This is a genomic window from Blautia luti, from assembly GCF_033096465.1.
Classification (GTDB): Bacteria; Bacillota; Clostridia; order Lachnospirales; family Lachnospiraceae; genus Blautia_A; species Blautia_A luti.
The window spans coordinates 890,657-905,917 of record NZ_AP028156.1 but is presented as its reverse complement, the minus strand read 5'-3'; the positions used below and the strand labels follow the sequence as shown (position 1 = coordinate 905,917).

17 protein-coding genes are annotated in these 15,261 nt (G+C 46.1%); 5 read left to right on the top strand and 12 right to left on the bottom strand.

Features of this window, described 5'->3' with window-relative positions:
• Window positions 1–19: 19 nt before the first annotated feature.
• From R8695_RS04200 to R8695_RS04150, 12 genes are all read right to left on the bottom strand, one after another.
• Window positions 20–2,464, bottom strand: a complete 2,445-nt coding sequence (locus R8695_RS04200) for an ABC transporter permease (RefSeq protein ID WP_154780687.1) — start codon at window positions 2,462–2,464, stop codon at window positions 20–22.
• Window positions 2,461–3,135 (bottom strand): ABC transporter ATP-binding protein, encoded by a 675-nt coding sequence (locus R8695_RS04195; protein ID WP_006426335.1) that lies wholly within the window; start codon window positions 3,133–3,135, stop codon window positions 2,461–2,463. The genes R8695_RS04200 and R8695_RS04195 overlap by 4 nt, the downstream gene beginning before the upstream one ends.
• Before the next feature lie 113 nt (window positions 3,136–3,248).
• Window positions 3,249–4,514, bottom strand: coding sequence for a sensor histidine kinase (locus R8695_RS04190; protein ID WP_154780688.1), 1,266 nt, complete (start codon window positions 4,512–4,514; stop codon window positions 3,249–3,251).
• Window positions 4,490–5,179, bottom strand: a complete 690-nt coding sequence (locus R8695_RS04185; RefSeq protein ID WP_008120506.1) for a response regulator transcription factor — start codon at window positions 5,177–5,179, stop codon at window positions 4,490–4,492. The genes R8695_RS04190 and R8695_RS04185 overlap by 25 nt, the downstream gene beginning before the upstream one ends.
• 20 nt (window positions 5,180–5,199) lie before the next feature.
• A complete protein-coding gene (locus R8695_RS17840; RefSeq protein WP_243283212.1) occupies window positions 5,200–5,430 on the bottom strand; it encodes a hypothetical protein in 231 nt (76 codons plus the stop codon).
• A gap of 79 nt (window positions 5,431–5,509) precedes the next feature.
• Window positions 5,510–7,198 carry a recombinase family protein gene (locus R8695_RS04180; RefSeq protein WP_154780689.1) on the bottom strand — a complete coding sequence of 563 codons (1,689 nt, stop codon included), beginning with the start codon at window positions 7,196–7,198 and terminating at the stop codon, window positions 5,510–5,512.
• On the bottom strand, window positions 7,185–7,430 hold the full coding sequence (locus R8695_RS04175) for a helix-turn-helix domain-containing protein (RefSeq protein WP_117568913.1): 246 nt from the start codon (window positions 7,428–7,430) through the stop codon (window positions 7,185–7,187). Before R8695_RS04175 ends, R8695_RS04180 begins: the two co-directional genes overlap by 14 nt.
• A gap of 88 nt (window positions 7,431–7,518) precedes the next feature.
• The gene (locus R8695_RS04170) at window positions 7,519–7,716 is read right to left on the bottom strand and encodes a hypothetical protein (RefSeq protein WP_117466784.1); all 198 of its coding nucleotides are present in this window, start codon (window positions 7,714–7,716) and stop codon (window positions 7,519–7,521) included.
• A complete protein-coding gene (mobV, locus tag R8695_RS04165; RefSeq protein ID WP_015537326.1) occupies window positions 7,700–8,686 on the bottom strand; it encodes a MobV family relaxase in 987 nt (328 codons plus the stop codon). Before mobV ends, R8695_RS04170 begins: the two co-directional genes overlap by 17 nt.
• Before the next feature lie 2 nt (window positions 8,687–8,688).
• Entirely contained in the window at window positions 8,689–8,907 is a 219-nt protein-coding gene (locus tag R8695_RS04160) for a hypothetical protein (protein ID WP_015534241.1), read from the bottom strand.
• A gap of 593 nt (window positions 8,908–9,500) precedes the next feature.
• On the bottom strand, window positions 9,501–10,874 hold the full coding sequence (locus tag R8695_RS04155; RefSeq protein WP_054324427.1) for a DNA primase family protein: 1,374 nt from the start codon (window positions 10,872–10,874) through the stop codon (window positions 9,501–9,503).
• The gene (locus R8695_RS04150) at window positions 10,849–11,469 is read right to left on the bottom strand and encodes a CHC2 zinc finger domain-containing protein (RefSeq protein WP_015537325.1); all 621 of its coding nucleotides are present in this window, start codon (window positions 11,467–11,469) and stop codon (window positions 10,849–10,851) included. The genes R8695_RS04155 and R8695_RS04150 overlap by 26 nt, the downstream gene beginning before the upstream one ends.
• Window positions 11,470–11,702: 233 nt before the next feature.
• Here R8695_RS04150 and R8695_RS04145 point away from each other — a divergent pair, with 233 nt between their 5' ends.
• The 5 genes from R8695_RS04145 to R8695_RS04125 all read left to right on the top strand — a co-directional run bounded on the left by R8695_RS04145 (window position 11,703) and on the right by R8695_RS04125 (window position 15,009).
• Window positions 11,703–12,542 (top strand): helix-turn-helix domain-containing protein, encoded by an 840-nt coding sequence (locus tag R8695_RS04145; RefSeq protein ID WP_015534243.1) that lies wholly within the window; start codon window positions 11,703–11,705, stop codon window positions 12,540–12,542.
• Entirely contained in the window at window positions 12,523–13,185 is a 663-nt protein-coding gene (locus tag R8695_RS04140) for a sigma-70 family RNA polymerase sigma factor (protein WP_117466788.1), read from the top strand. The genes R8695_RS04145 and R8695_RS04140 overlap by 20 nt, the downstream gene beginning before the upstream one ends.
• Before the next feature lie 562 nt (window positions 13,186–13,747).
• Entirely contained in the window at window positions 13,748–14,107 is a 360-nt protein-coding gene (locus R8695_RS04135) for a PadR family transcriptional regulator (RefSeq protein ID WP_015534245.1), read from the top strand.
• Window positions 14,104–14,562 carry a DUF1700 domain-containing protein gene (locus R8695_RS04130; protein ID WP_015537323.1) on the top strand — a complete coding sequence of 153 codons (459 nt, stop codon included), beginning with the start codon at window positions 14,104–14,106 and terminating at the stop codon, window positions 14,560–14,562. Before R8695_RS04135 ends, R8695_RS04130 begins: the two co-directional genes overlap by 4 nt.
• Before the next feature lie 3 nt (window positions 14,563–14,565).
• Window positions 14,566–15,009, top strand: coding sequence for a hypothetical protein (locus R8695_RS04125; RefSeq protein WP_015534247.1), 444 nt, complete (start codon window positions 14,566–14,568; stop codon window positions 15,007–15,009).
• The last annotated feature ends 252 nt before the right edge of the window (window positions 15,010–15,261 follow it).

Genomic DNA, 15,261 nt, shown 5'->3' with positions numbered 1-15,261 from the left:
CTCTATTGTATCATGCTTGCTATCCCTGATACCTTATTCTTTCTACCAGCGTTTCCTTTTTCAGATTACTGCTTAAAACACAGGAAAGCACAATTTGTAGAAGACCAACCAGAAGAATCATAACAAGAATCGGGATAAGAGGAACGTGATAAACGTTCATTCCAAAAATCCCATTATGCTTCGCATAGGAAAACAGTGCATAGCCAAGGGGCAGACCGGCAGCAAGTGCGACGCAGATGGTGCCAACCGTAAAAATCAAGCCCTGTATTTGTAAGCACAGATTCAACTGCTTATTGGTCATGCCTACCGCTTGCAGCACACCGTATTCCTGCTTCTTCGTGGTGATATTGATGATCATGGTGTTTGCCAGATTCATAAACCCAATGAGACCGACAATTGCCATGAACAGATAGCAGCCAAGCTTCATCATACGGCTTGCGTATTCGGCAGATTGTAACTGCGCATGATAAGTATCCATTTTTATATGCGAAGTATTAGAAATCAAAGTATTCAGACTCTGTTCCACAGATGCCACATCTTTTTTATCACAGTCCACCCACAGATAGCCATAGGCTGTTCCTCTCGGATTCATGGAACGATATACACCTTCCGGAATGACAAGATAAGTGTCCGCACTTACAAAGGATCCTGCAATCTTTCCCTGATAGGTATAGGTTCCACTTCCATTCTCAAAGTCAAATGCAATGGATTCACCCGGAGCATATCCATCTTGTTCCATCCACGTTGACCAGCCAAAGAAAATATCACCATTCTTTACCGCCTGATCATAGTCCATAGAGCCAATATCCCCTTCTTGGCGCATAGAATCAAAATCATTTTTACTCACAATATCAGCCGGAAATCTTGTTCCGTTCAGATTTACAGAGACAATCTCTCTCGTCATGACATCTGTCACTCCTGGAATGCTTTTGATTTCTTCAATCATTGAATCATTCAATGGATTATCCGTCAGAATCGTATCCAGATTATTCTCCGGATATCTTTCATCGTACTCAGCAGAATAGTCAAGCTGCAGTTCAAATTGTCCATGATTAACGGAAAGACGTGCTTCATGCTCCGTATCAATATTTCCTACATAATTAGAGATAATCACAAACAATGCGCAGGAAAGCCCCAGTGTGAGGATGGTACCAATGGTTCTTTTTGGATTACCCGTTATATTTGCCATTGCCATAGAAAACACGGTGACATTTTTTCTGCCATTTCGTTTTCCTTTTTTGTGTGTTTCTGCATTTTCTAAATACCGTGTTGCTTCGATAGGTGAAATCCGTGAAACAATTTTCATTGGTTTACGCAGCGCCAAAGCAACGGTAAAAAATGACACGAAAATACATAGAAGCATAACAGGCAGGGAAAACAGTGGGATCTGCTGATTTTGGACTCCCATAGAGCCAGTTCCGGTTGATACAAGTTTTCCCTGTTCTACCAGCCAATTAAAACCGCATTTTGCAATCAGAAAACCAAGAAGCAATCCAACTGGTATTGAAGAAATTGTCAAAAACATACCCTCTCTGAAGATCAGTTGTTTCATCTGTTTTTTTGTCGCTCCCAGAGCCTTGATTTTTCCATACTCCTGTATCTTGTTGGCAATACCGACCTGAAAAATATTATAAATGACCACAACAGAGAAAAGTACAATTGCAAGAATCAAAACCCCGCATACCGCAATCGTTTCATAACTCGGCTGCAAGACCCATTGCAAATAGAGATCATTGACTATAACGTTTTTTTCTTCGATCCCACAAGCTGCTGCAATCTGCTTTATAACCGAATCAATATTATTCATAGATACATTTGCAGAATCATTTAAAGTAAAATAAATATTATACTGTCTGTCATTCTCTGCGACGTGCTCATCATAAAACTCCTGTGACCCGAAAGCAACATAAGATGCCTCGATGGTATACTCATCCCGATCATATAGGATTCCGCTGACAACAAATTCTTCCGGCTTATATTCTGACTGCATCCCTGCGCGGTAACCCAGTGTAACCGTATCTCCGATCTTTACATCACCATACCCCATTGCACGAAAAAATGCTCTTCCTGCGGCAATTTCCTGCATTTTTTCCGGATACTTTCCTTCCTTCAACTCATATTCTTTATTATAAGGAAGCATTTTTCTTGCAGTCTCATCCATGCAGACAAACCCGCCTTTTTCATTGCCTTTTATGATACCTTCGGTGCACATAGTGCCTGTAGCATCTATTTCCGCACGGCGGTTTACTTCTTTTAACTGCGATCCGTCTGCGGAAACAAACAGACCATAATTGCTTCCATATGATCCTGCCGCCTGACTTTTCTGTAAATGAATTACCCCATTTCCCACAGTACTGATGATAACAAGCAGCATCGTGGTCAGACAGATTGCCATCATGATCAGTATACTTCTTGTCCTGTTCCTTTTGTCATTGCTATATGCAATCCTGCTTATTGTCTTCATCTGAAATCCACCACCTGTCCGTCCTCAATCACCAGAATACGGTCAGCGACCTGTGCAATTTCGTCATCATGGGTAATCATTACAATTGTCTGTCCATATTTTTTTGCTGTCATCTTAAGCAGAGCGATTACCTCATCACTGGTCTTAGAATCAAGATTTCCTGTCGGCTCATCTGCAAATATAATTTCCGGACGATTCACCAGTGCTCTTGCAATTGCTACTCTCTGCTGCTGTCCTCCGGATAACTGATTTGGCAGATTATAAATCCGGTTTTCAATCCCCAGAGTTGCAATAATATCATTTACATACGCTTCATCCACTTTTCTTCCATCCAGCCCCAGTGGCAGTACAATATTTTCCCAGACATTAACAGATGAAACCAGATTAAATGCCTGAAAAACAAATCCGATTTTTCTTCTGCGGAAAACAGCAAGGGCATCTTCCTTCATCCTGTATAAATCTTTCCCTGCTAAAGTAACACTGCCTTTTGTCGGGGTGTCTAGCCCTCCAAGCATATGAAGTAATGTACTTTTACCGGAACCTGACTTTCCAACAATTGCGACAAATTCTCCCTGCTCAATCTGAATGTCCACCTGATTGACCGCTTTGACCTGATTCTCACCTGCTCCATAAAACTTACAAAGCTGCTTGGTTTCTAATATCACACTCATGTGTTGCCTCCTTTTCATCTTACATCCAAATTGTATCAGGGCAATCTTTCATTTCACTTTCAAAAAACGAGCAGAAATCTTACAGAATTGTAAGATTTCTGCTCACTTAAAATTTAACCAACATATGGTAATTGAATCACAAACGTGCTTCCTTTTTTCTTTTTGCCGGAGGTTACCGTAATCGTACCTGCGTGTTTTTCGATAATTTCTCTCGATAGAAAAAGTCCGATTCCTGTACCACTCTTTTCCATGACCTCCTTGGAACTTCCTCTGTAAAATCGTTGAAAAATTTTGTGATACTCATTCTGCGGAATACCAATTCCCTGATCCTCAATTTCCATTCTTACAAGATAGTTTCTTTTTTGTAACCGGATAAATATTTTTGAACCACACGGACTGTACTTGACCGCATTATCCAGAACGTTGATCACAGCTTCACCAAGCCACCTTTTATCCTGCATAACCATGCATGTTTCCAGCTCTTTTTCATAGTCAAAAACGAATTCCATTTCTTTCTCATCCGCTTTAGGATAAGTGCGGTTCACAGCAGATATGACAGTATCCATAAGCGGAAGTTTTTTCTTATTAATCTGAATCAGTCCAGTTTCCATCTTGGATATTTCAAGAAGCGACTGCAATAATGTCTCCAGTCCATCCAGAGCACTCCGACAACGGATACGAAACTCCTCCTGTTCTGTGGCACTTAAGTCATTCTGCATCAGCACACTAAAACATGTATCCAAAGCTGCAACCGGTGTCTTTAACTGGTGAGAAATATCAGAAACCATTTCTTTCGTGTTCTCCTTTTCTGCCCTTGCTTCTTCCTTTATCAACTGAATATGATGTCCGATTGCTTCAAGCTGGTCATTCAATTTTTCCAGTTCTGCATGATTTTCCGTTTTCAGTAAATCATCAAATTTATTTTCACGGAATCTGATCAGAATTTCTTCCAACTGGTCTAAAATTTTCTGATGACACGCATCTTCTTTTTTCTTCCAATAAAGTAAAAAAGTCAAAAGAAGCACGCATATCACAGTGCTTACAGCACCGGTCACCATAACCTGATGCCGGAATTGCGAATAAAATGCATTCCCTTTATTCCCCCAGTATCCATATTGTTCCAATAATCGCCTTCCCTGTTCGTTAGTTTCAATATCCTTATCCTTAAGCAATTCCGAAACAGCATCCAGCCCGAAAAATTCTTCCTTTGCAGCAATCTCTGTCATAAGATTCATTTTATATTTATAATCTTCATAAAACACATACGTGGTAAAGCAATTTAATATTGCAAACAATAATATGACAGGTAATACCAAGGAGAGCACTACTGTAATCTTCTTGCGATATCTCTTTGTCACTGCCTTACCTCCTGATTCCATATATACCCAAGACCTCTGATATTCTTTATATAGACCGGTGCAGCCGGATTGTCTTCGATTTTCTCACGGAGTCTTCTGATATTGACAGCGATTGTATTTTCATCCACAAAATCCCCTTCCAGATCAAACACATTTTCCAATATTTGTGTTTTTGAAAGAATCTGTTTCGGATTCTGAAGAAAAAAAGTCAGCATTTTCAACTCCGTTTTTGTCAGACTGATTTCACGACTCTTTATCAGGACTTTCATTTCTCCTGCGATAAATACGATATCTCCCGAAATCATCTTTCCGGCTTCCGTTTTCTCCTGTCTGCGGCGGAAATGTGCTTCTATTTTCAAAAGAAGTACCGAAAGACTAAACGGCTTTGTAATATAATCATCTGCCCCTGCTTCATATCCCATGACCTGATCCATCTCCTGATCTAGTGCTGTAAGACAAATAATGTATGTATTATAATTGCATCTCATCCACCTTACAAATTCCAGTCCATTCCCATCCGGAAGATTCACATCACAAATGGTAACATCCACATTATTATCACTTGCAATTCTTTTCGCTTTTTTCACTGATTCTGCTGAAAAAACCTCATATCCGGATTTTTTCAGTGAGAATGTAATTCCACGATTTAAATTTTCATCATCTTCAACCACGAGTATACCTGGCATAGCATCTGCACCTCTCTTTATTAACTATTCATCGTGACATGCTCCCACCACTTAAATCTCTGATTTTGAAGTGGGGGCTTCTTGCTCAATGGCTCCACAATTGCACTCTCTTTATCTTCTGGACACTGCGGTTGCCTGCTATCTTCATTTTTAGGTAAATTATAATTCTTTCCAACCTCAATTCCGCATTTTCTCTTTACCTGTGAGATATACCGATTGGAAACCTTCATGCCGGCATTATGTTCAGCCACATACTCTTTATCTCATCATATGTAGCCTTAGTCTCTGCAGATGTTATATCCATATCATCAAGTTCAATCGTGACATTAATTAATGATCCGGCTTTTGTTTCAGTTGGGACAAAAGAGCAACTGTCTCGACTATTGTTTCATTTTCCAAGGGCAATTCTTTCACTTCTGTTCCATTCACCGGGACAGGGAAGTTGAAGATAATCTTCCTAATCCAGTTGCCATCCGGCTGCTTTTCCGGGAATAACTCAATCCGCTCAATAAACGCCCGCATGAACTCCTTCCGCTCCACTTCGGAGGCTGCTTCATAGACCTGATCGAATGCCAGCAACAGGCGGTAGATATTATCACCCGAAATCTTCTCCTGCCGGATACTCCGTATCTGGCTTTGCACATCGTCAATCTGGACTTCAATCTCATCTATTGCGCCATATTGCTCGTCATATCGGCGCTGCAAATCAGAAATTTTCCGGTCATAATACGGGTCATTCACATCTAAACCGTCCATCTGCCGTTCCAGTCGGGCCTTTGTGCCTAATGTCTGCCGAAGCTGCGCCTGTAATGCTTCCAGCTGCTTCTCCAAATCGTTCGTATCGACAGCGGAGCCGATTTTCGCCTTGATTGCATCCGCAAACCGTGGGTCACTGACCATAGCAGAGATGATTGACGCTACCATGCGGTTCATTTCCATCTGCTCAATATTCAGCCGGAAGGTACACTCGTGGCCTGTTGGCGTCACCGTATTCTTGCAGTAATAGTAATAGCGGGTCTTTTTGTCCTTGCTGTGGGCTTTCGCAATATTCCCGTACAGGCTTTTGCCGCAGCAGGGGCATTTCAGAATACCGGACAAGATATGTGCGTGGGTAGGGTCATTGACTTTCCCACGCCGGTAAGCATTGATTTTCCGTTTTTCCTGCGCGAGGTTCCAATCTTCTTCTGAAATGATAGCCTCATGCTTCCCCTCGTACACAGGGAACTCCGATTGCTCAACTACGTGCATCTCATTCCGTGTGCCGATCTTCTTCTCTGTCCGGCGTCTGCCATAGGCGATTTTTCCCATATATACCGGATTATCAATGATACTCTTCACAAAGCTGGCAGAAAAACCGGGAATGGTGCCGTTCTGCCTTAACTTCTTCACAAAGCCCTGCCGGTTCAGATATTTTGCCACGCCACTGACACCATCGTTGGTGTGAATATAGCGGTCAAAGATGGTGCGGATCACGTCCACTTCATCCTCAGCAATCAACAGTTCGCCTTTTTCAAGGCGGTATCCATAAGGGGCAAAGCCACCGTTCCATTTTCCTTCACGGGCTTTCTGCTCCCGTCCGGCCATCGTCTGTGTCCGAATATTTTCACGCTCTATCTCTGCCACCGCAGAAAGGACAGAAATCATCAGCTTGCCGGAATCTTTGGAACTGTCAATGCCGTCTTCCACACAAATCAGATTGACACCGAAATCCTGCATCAGCTGCAAGGAATTCAGAACGTCAGCGGCATTCCTGCCAAACCGGGACAGCTTGAACACCAGCACATATTCCACACCGTCTTTGCAGTCCTGAATGTCTTGCAGCATCCGCTGAAATTCGTGCCTGCCCTGAATATTCTTGCCGGAAAAGCCTTCATCAGAATATTCACCAGCCACTACCATATCTTCGTATTCAGCGTATTTCCGCAGTTTGTCTCGCTGAGCATCCAGACTATATCCGTCCACCTGCATGGATGTAGATACCCGTGTGTAGAGATAACATTTTGTTTTAGTTTTCTTCATGCAGGCCGCCCCTTTCTTCCAGCTCTAAACATTCATCCGTTACTTTCTTCTTCGCCAGACCTTCATTCTGAATGTAGTACTCCAACAAACGGAGTACATATTCCGGCGCATGGCGGTTATCCAGTTCCCATTCTGTCACAGTCCGATAGGGAATCTGAAAATATTTACAAAATTCCTTGCGATTCATGCCAGTGCTTTCCCGCAATTCTTTTATTTTGGTTTTGCAGTCCATTTCATTTACCCCATAAAGCAAAAATACACGTTGCGTATTTATTATAGCATACGCCAAACAAATACGCAACGTGTAAATTTAATTTATATCAAGCGGCTTTGTCAAATTCCTGATACACAGGAACGGGTTGCTTTCCTGATGCCGCAGACTGTGTACGGCCATCCTTCTCAGTCTCCTGCATCTGCCCCAACAGCTGTGGCCCGTACTTCTGCAACAGCCGCGCCATCACATCAACACAGCGGTCAAATGCCGCATTATATTTCGGATCATCATAAACTTTGCTCAATAGGCCGCTCCTTTCCTCTATGGCTGCTCTGCGCATAGATGTTCAAAACTTCTGCCGGTATCTGTTCCAAAATCGCCACGGCACTGTCATAGTCGCGCCGCAGCTTGAGGTCTTCGATCTGCTTTAGGGTGCTGACCTTCTGCGCCGATGCAAGAGATTCTTCCAGTTCGGCATTTTTCGTTTTCAACTTTTTGTTTTCGGATGCTGTTTTCGTGAAGGCTACGCCATATTTCCGCAGCAGTGTGTCCATCTTCTCCACGCTGGGAATATAGGTATCCAGAATCTTGCAGATTTCCTCCGCCCGGCTTTTGGCGTTAAAGGGATTGATTCCAGTGAGCAGATCCTCCAGTTTGCTTTTCTGTTTGGTCAGTCTGGTCATCTCCTTAAATACGCGGGGCGGGATATGGTCGCGCCCGGTCAGGCTGGCGCTCTCGCCACGCTCCAAATCTGGAAACTTCTTGACCATGTGTTTCCAAAACTCATCCTGCCACCAGGTCAGCTTCTTTTTATTGCCCATGATGTCTTTGGCGCTGAGCCTGCCATCCTCCGTCAAAGGGACAAAACAAAGGTGCATATGGGGCGTTTTCTCGTCCATATGCACCACGGCGGATATAATTGTCTCTTTGGACTGATGCTGTTCCAAAAAGTGCAGAGCTTCCTCGAAAAATACCCGAATTTCCGCCCGTTTCTTTCCCTTAAAGAACTCCGGGCTGGCTGTGAACAGCGTCTCGATCATACGGATACTGTCTTTCCGGGTACGGCATCCGGCAGCGGCAATTTGCCTCTCTGACTCGGCCCGGTACTTGCCGGGCGGTTTGACCAGATGGAAGTTGTACTTGCTTCGGCTGGTATCCACATCGGGATTACTGGCGTACTTTTCCTTTGTGCGCTCGTTATGGGCCTCGATATTGCCGATTTCAGGCCCCTTATATTTGGCAAATCGCATAATCGCGTATTGTGCTTTTTCCATACTCAATCCCTCCGTTTCTGCCAGACAATGTCATATCCCAGCACGTCAGCCAACTCCACGGCCTCCCGATACCGCAGCGATTCCCGCTGCAATTTTCCGGAAAGATTGGATACGCTGTCGCTCCACCCATACTCATCGTGCAGCTGGTCAACGACTTCCTGCATGGTGTAACCGGCGCGGATGATCTGCGCCTTGATTTCGTTTCGGATACTTGACTTCATAAAATATATTCCTCCATTTTCGCAAGTGAAGCCCTTTGTCACTTGATAGATAAAACATGATTTTCGGTTGCGTCATAAAAAGAACCGGCTACGCTGGGGAGCGCACCGGCTTTGGTCAATGGTGAAATTTGTGCAAATGCTGTTTTGCGATAGAAATGATTCCCTGCGTATCGTTGGTCAACGGCGGAATATTCGACTTCACAGAAATGCGGGACTTTTCACTGTTCGGGCTGTATTGTCACAAAATGCTGCAATCTGTACGTCGTTCCGTGAGCCGCCATCCGGCGAACTGTATACGGATAAAAGAGAAACATTTCGCTGTTTTGAGATTGCTCTAAAATATGCCTGCAAAATCACCGCTTTTACTGACCGCTTCAGGTGTGGTCAAAATGACCACACCTACTTCACAGCACAAAAGCGCGAAGAATTTCACGGTTCTGGTGGTGGACAAAATATCCATAACCACTTTTACACATCAAAATAGGTGTACCCAAAATGGGCACGACCACTTTATCCAAATGAAGCGCCTCTACAATATATGAGGTAACAGGGTCAATCGCTGCGTACATACGTACCGGCGACCAGATCGGAAATCAATCCCGCCAGTCTTCCGGTACGTACGTACACTGTGAAGCGTCCGTAAACTCGTTTATATGCGGCCTTGCCACTGCCTCGATCCCCATAAAGCCCCATACCCGGCGTCCTGCCGAATTGGTAATCGTGTTGCAGTGTTCCAGATTGTACTTACCGCAGGCTGCCACCAGCGCATCGCTGAAGCTGCGGCGTTTGAGTGCAGTCAGGCTATTTTCCTCGCACCACATCCGGTAAATGTCGTAGCAATCCTTTGAACTGATGGACGCATCCGCTTTCAGCCGGATATAGCCCTCGGATTCCAGAAAATCAAACACGTTATTGTTGTCCCGCTTGACGGCCTCCCGGTTCTCTTTGGTGCGCTGGCTCTCGGTGAACTTGAAGTTGTTCGCTACCAACCGCTGCAATCCCGCAAAAGCCCACAGCAGAATGCCCTCCACCTCGGCCTTCATCTTCTCTGCCAGGTCGGGATCATCCACACGGTCGGCAGGTTTCTCTTTGGCGGTCAGCACCAACTGCCGCCGATAAAAGCCATCACTGCGGTCAAAGAGAGCCTGCAAGTCGCCATTGCTGAATGCCAGCAGCCGGGCGCACATCCATCCCTGATAGCTCTGCTTGCCTTTACGCTCCAAATCCATTTTACCCTGTGCGGTGACGATGGATTTGACATAGTTGGTCTGCCGCAGGGCCTCCATCCGCATATCATCATCGACACACAGCAGAATGTGTTCCAGATCAGCGCGGGCAAAACGGTTCTCGGAAATTTTGCCGATGCTGCCGTCCTTCATGTTGCTGCCGAACAGGGCGGACAGCACCGCGCCGATCTGGCTCTTACCCTCGCCGCCATTGCCCTTAATGACCATCATGCGCTGTCCCTTGTTGCTGGGGATCAGGCAGTAGCCGATATATTCCTGCAAAGTGGGAATGTCCTCCGGGTAAAGAAGCCCATCCAGAAAAGCCAGCCAGCGGGTCGGCGTGGGCGCATCGGGATTATAGGCCACCGGCAGGCGGCAACGCACGATGTCCGGTTTTCCCTCCGTAAAGGAGCCATCCAGAAACAACGTGCCGTTTGCCAGATGAATGCGGTCAGCCTCCGGCGGGAAATCCTCTACCAGCGCCGCCAGCTTCATCAGCTCCACGATATTGCTGATTTTGCGGGGGATATTGCTGACCGCACAGCATTTCAGTTCCTCAAAAATTTCTCCACGCAGTGGCAGCTCATCGGTCACGCGGCCATCAGGCGTGAAAAAAGCCCCGTTTGTGTAGATGATTTTGTGTCTGCCGAGAAAATCATCACAAAACAGGGCTTCATTGATACTCTTGCCGTCAAACCAGATGGGCTGGTTGGCCTCACGCGATTGCTCGTTCTTCGCCACGGTGCTGCACCTCCTTTTCCAGACGTCTGAGCCGCTGCTCCAGCGCGGTGATAGTGCCGTCCTTCAGCAGCATATCCACCGCTTTCACACGCTGCTTCAGTTCCGCAAACATGAGAACGTCCAACAAATCATTTACATACTCGATCATATGACAGGCTTCCACAAAGCGGTCATCCAGTTCATCCTCCGGCGATTGCGGGGCATATTCGACCTTCCAGCGTTCCAGCAGATGCAGATAATCGCAGAGCACCCGCTGGCAGTGTATCTCATCGTTGCGGAAAGCCCGCGCCAGCGGATAGGGCTTTTTCAAAGCCATCGCTGCCGGGGGCTTGTCCGGGTCGATGCCAAAGTCATAGGCCAGCTTCTTTGCGGCCTCGTAGCTGCTCAGGCCGAACAGCCGCGCCACAAAATCGATCACATCCCCGGTAGCCCCGCAGCCAAAGCAATAGAAATAATCCCTGTTCAGCTTCATGCTGGGATGCCGGTCATCGTGGAAGGGGCAGCAGATCATATCGCCCCGGTTGACCTTACAGCCGTAGTATTCGGCGGCCTGCTTCACGGTGACAGCGGATTTTACAGTTTCAAATAAATTCATAGGCTTTGTCCTCCATTATTTATTGACGGTATCTGCCCGTCTGCCTGAATATACGGGGAAAAAGCCTATAAACCGAAAAATCCGCTAAAAGTGCAAGAAATGAAAAAACGCCGCCCTGAAATCTTGCAAAAATGCAAGACCTCAGAGCGGCGAAGCCAGCGGAAAGCATTTGCCCGCGCTGGTTTTATCAGGTATAATGGATAAAGAGAGTTTTCAGAAGAGAGGTGCGTCACATGGAGGGAGCCTATCTGCCCGGCAATATCCGGCAGCGGATGCAGGAGCTTATGAAGGAACATAAAATTACCCAGGCACAGCTGGCGACCCGCATCGGCAGCACCGAGAGCGCCATCAGCCGGTTTGTCAGCGGTAAGACTGATAAGATCAGCACAGAACATTTGCTCCGCATTGCGAAAGTGTTTGAAGTCTCCACAGATTTCCTGCTGGGGGAAGTCAACACGCCCGACCGGACAAATTTTGATATTGAAGAACTGGGCCTGTCGGTGCAGGCGGCGCGGAATCTGTACACCGGAAAAGCCAATGCAGAGATCGTCAACCGCCTTTTGGAAAGCCCTCGCTTTGCAGAAGTCACCTATATGATTGAGCAATATTTTGACGATACGCTGGCCGCCGGTTTCGCCGGACAGAACCAGATGCTTACTACTCTCAGCGCCATGCTGCGCCGAAACAATAAAACAGACGCTGCGGTGCAGGCGGCCAGAACTGTCAACCGGCAGAAAGTTCCCGTATATCAGGCAGACCTGACGATGATACAGAACACATTTATGGCGGCGCTACGGGAAGTGAAGAAAGAGATCGGCAACGATTTCACAGCAGCGCAGTCCTTGACCAAGGGCATCACTCAGCAGATGTTTACCGAACTCACCAAAGGGGCGGATGTTCATACTCCGACCATCACGCCCGAAATGATTTCCGCCGCCGTCACCCAGAGCGCAGCGGGGATGGACGGTGTGCAAAAGGAAGCATTAGACAAGTTCGGTCAGGCGCTGACGGAATTTCTCCAATCCACCTTAGACCACGCGCAGGAGAAGCAAAATGCCGACCCGGAGCAATGAGCAGCTGTGCAGACTGGCACAGAAAGGGGATACGGCTGCCCGTGACATTCTGCTGGAAAAGAATCTGGGATTCATCCGAAAAATTGCGCTGGAGCAATACCGAAACATGGGGCTGGATGAAAATGATATTGGAATTGATTTGGATGATTTGATGCAGGAGGGAAGTATCGGCCTGCTGAACGCGATCCCTTTGTTTGATGCCGGACGGGGCATGAAATTTCTGACCTATGCAGCACCGGCGCTCCGCAACGCCATGACGGACTGCATCCGCGCCGCCCTCGGTTTATTTGAGCAACGGATGGTGGATAAGAAAGACGGCCCCGGCTTCCAGAGAGTATATCTGGATGACGTTCTCTCAGAGGATGAACGGATGCTGCGGATCGAAGCCATAGCCGACCCTCACACCCAAACGCCGGAGCAAATCTATATCCAAAAAGAGCAGCTGATAGAATTGTATGCGGCGCTGGACAAGCTGACAGCCAGAGAGCAGACCTATCTGCTGTACCGCTATGGCTTTACCGATGGAATCGAGCACCCGCTGATCGGCGCGGCGCTCCATTTCCATCTCAGCGAGAGCTGGACAAAGAAGGTGGAGGGCGAGGCGATGGACAGCCTGCGCGGAAAGCTGCCGTGGTGGTTCTGATACGATGGGAAGCAGCGGCTGACGGGGGCTTTGATATACCTTTGTTCCGCAAATGACACGGCTGACAGACAGTGCTTGCCCGCACCGCCTGCCAGCCTTTTTCTGTCGCTTATGCTGCCCCGCAAGGGGCAACCTTTCCTGCCAGAACGCCGCAACTGTGGCCACACTTTTCAGGGTGTGCTACAATTCCGGCTGCCATCTGCTCCACAAAGGTATAACACACTAGACTTTCCTACGGAAAATCGTGTGCCACGAAACCGCCGGTTTCTTTGGATTCTTCCGGTCAAAGGGGAACACTATCCCCTCTGAACACCCCAGACAAAGGAGAACGCTGTTCCCTTTTGGAATCCCCTTGCCAATAGGGATGCTACCGCCCTATTGAATGATTTAGATAAAAAACAAAATAAAGCATAGTTCGCCAGCACACCGCTATTCTGTCATTACCTTACACAGACATCTTGTAACTTTTTCGTTAAGCCTATTGACTCTGATACTTCGGAAGAGATATAATATAGTTGCTACTTAGCGAGCCTAAATAGCAAAGCTAAAGAGAGGCGACGATATGAATAACAAATATGTCCAGCAATTCAAAAAAGGCTCTCTGGAAATGATACTTTTATGCCTAATCGGACGCAAGGAGACTTATGGATATGAAATTATAACTGAATTGAACAATAGTGCGTCTGTTTTGGGATATGCGAAAGAGGGAACCATTTACCCCATTTTGTATCGTTTGCAGGAAGCAGAACTAATCAAATGCCGATTGGCTCCGGCTGCGGCAAATGGCGGCTCAAAAAAGTATTATTCTTTAACGGATAAAGGCAGGAATGTACTTGATGAACTAATCTTATTTTGGTCAAGCTATGAAAACTGCGTAAACGGCTTTATAGAAAGTTATCAACAAGCGAGGGTATCCAAATGAAAGAACAATATATCAAACAGGTTGAAAAGGAACTATCTTTACCACGCAAAATGAAAAAAGAGGTTGTACGTGACTTGAATGAAGTTTTTGCGTCTGCTATGGAGCATGGAGAAACAGAGCAGCAGATTATCCAGCGTTTGGGGACGCCAAAAGAATTTGCAGACAGCACCGCAGAACAGTTTGGCATTGATAACACCAAATCGAAAAAAAGGAACGGTATCATTTCTACTCTTGCTGCGCTTGTTATCGCGGCTGCTGCCTTTTCGGTATATGCTGTTACACAATCAGGAAAAGTACCAGAAGGAGCAATCGGACAAGCCGACGCGACAACAAATATACAGATTGAGGGCGCGTTTGCCTTTGATATTTCGCAAATCCTTTTGGCTATTGGGTTTGCAGCAACAGCTATTGCTCTTTTGTTAATTATCCGAACCATACACAAAAACAGGAGGTAACCAATGAAGAAATATATTTCTGTATTCACAATCATGATTATGATTTTTTTGGCTGCGTGTTCTAATCAAAATACCTCATCTACACCGACAAGCAATGAGAACAATACGCAATCTAATAGTGTTACAAAATTGGACGAGGGTGTTTGGCCTGAGAATGAGTACACAGAGGGGCTTCCTGTTGCGCCTGGTACGGTTGCATGGGCTACACTTGATACAGAACATGAGAATTGTAATATCAACCTTACCGGTATTAGCGAAAACGACTATAACGAGTATATGGAGCTTTTGAACCAAGAAGGCTTTTCCGTAATTGAAAATGTGTCAGAGGAAATCGAGGGAGAAAACTATGTTTCTATCGGGACACTTTTATCAAACGACGAAAAGTGGTTAAGTATCAGCTACATACCCAATAGTCTAACTATCTACATTTCCTTTGACAATAACTGAAAGAGATCACGGAATAGCAAAGCCAGCCGAGCCAGTCAACGGTCAAGATGAACGGCGCAAGCGCCGCCGTTGACAGCCCCGCCCGCCTTTGCAGATAGGCAATCAAGGGGCGACAGCAAGGAGTGCTGCCGCCCACAGTATTATCAGAGAGGGAGAATTCTATGAGAAATCGGATTGTAAAAGTGACAGAAGTTGTAGTCAGAAGCGCTTTTTACATCATCTCAAACTATGTATTTGTTAGCATGGGACTAT

What these genes read in the sequence shown, in the direction of transcription:
- R8695_RS04150 (WP_015537325.1), bottom strand. Translation starts at nt 11,469, where the DNA reads ATGAATTTATTTGAAACTGTAAAATCCGCTGTCACCGTGAAGCAGGCC.
- mobV (WP_015537326.1), bottom strand. Translation starts at nt 8,686, where the DNA reads ATGGAAAAAGCACAATACGCGATTATGCGATTTGCCAAATATAAGGGG.
- R8695_RS04180 (WP_154780689.1), bottom strand. Translation starts at nt 7,198, where the DNA reads ATGAAGAAAACTAAAACAAAATGTTATCTCTACACACGGGTATCTACA.
- R8695_RS04135 (WP_015534245.1), top strand. Translation starts at nt 13,748, where the DNA reads ATGAATAACAAATATGTCCAGCAATTCAAAAAAGGCTCTCTGGAAATG.
- R8695_RS04140 (WP_117466788.1), top strand. Translation starts at nt 12,523, where the DNA reads ATGCCGACCCGGAGCAATGAGCAGCTGTGCAGACTGGCACAGAAAGGG.
- R8695_RS04175 (WP_117568913.1), bottom strand. Translation starts at nt 7,430, where the DNA reads ATGGACTGCAAAACCAAAATAAAAGAATTGCGGGAAAGCACTGGCATG.
- R8695_RS04200 (WP_154780687.1), bottom strand. Translation starts at nt 2,464, where the DNA reads ATGAAGACAATAAGCAGGATTGCATATAGCAATGACAAAAGGAACAGG.
- R8695_RS04190 (WP_154780688.1), bottom strand. Translation starts at nt 4,514, where the DNA reads ATGGAATCAGGAGGTAAGGCAGTGACAAAGAGATATCGCAAGAAGATT.
- R8695_RS04185 (WP_008120506.1), bottom strand. Translation starts at nt 5,179, where the DNA reads ATGCCAGGTATACTCGTGGTTGAAGATGATGAAAATTTAAATCGTGGA.
- R8695_RS04145 (WP_015534243.1), top strand. Translation starts at nt 11,703, where the DNA reads ATGGAGGGAGCCTATCTGCCCGGCAATATCCGGCAGCGGATGCAGGAG.
- R8695_RS04160 (WP_015534241.1), bottom strand. Translation starts at nt 8,907, where the DNA reads ATGAAGTCAAGTATCCGAAACGAAATCAAGGCGCAGATCATCCGCGCC.
- R8695_RS04125 (WP_015534247.1), top strand. Translation starts at nt 14,566, where the DNA reads ATGAAGAAATATATTTCTGTATTCACAATCATGATTATGATTTTTTTG.
- R8695_RS04130 (WP_015537323.1), top strand. Translation starts at nt 14,104, where the DNA reads ATGAAAGAACAATATATCAAACAGGTTGAAAAGGAACTATCTTTACCA.
- R8695_RS04195 (WP_006426335.1), bottom strand. Translation starts at nt 3,135, where the DNA reads ATGAGTGTGATATTAGAAACCAAGCAGCTTTGTAAGTTTTATGGAGCA.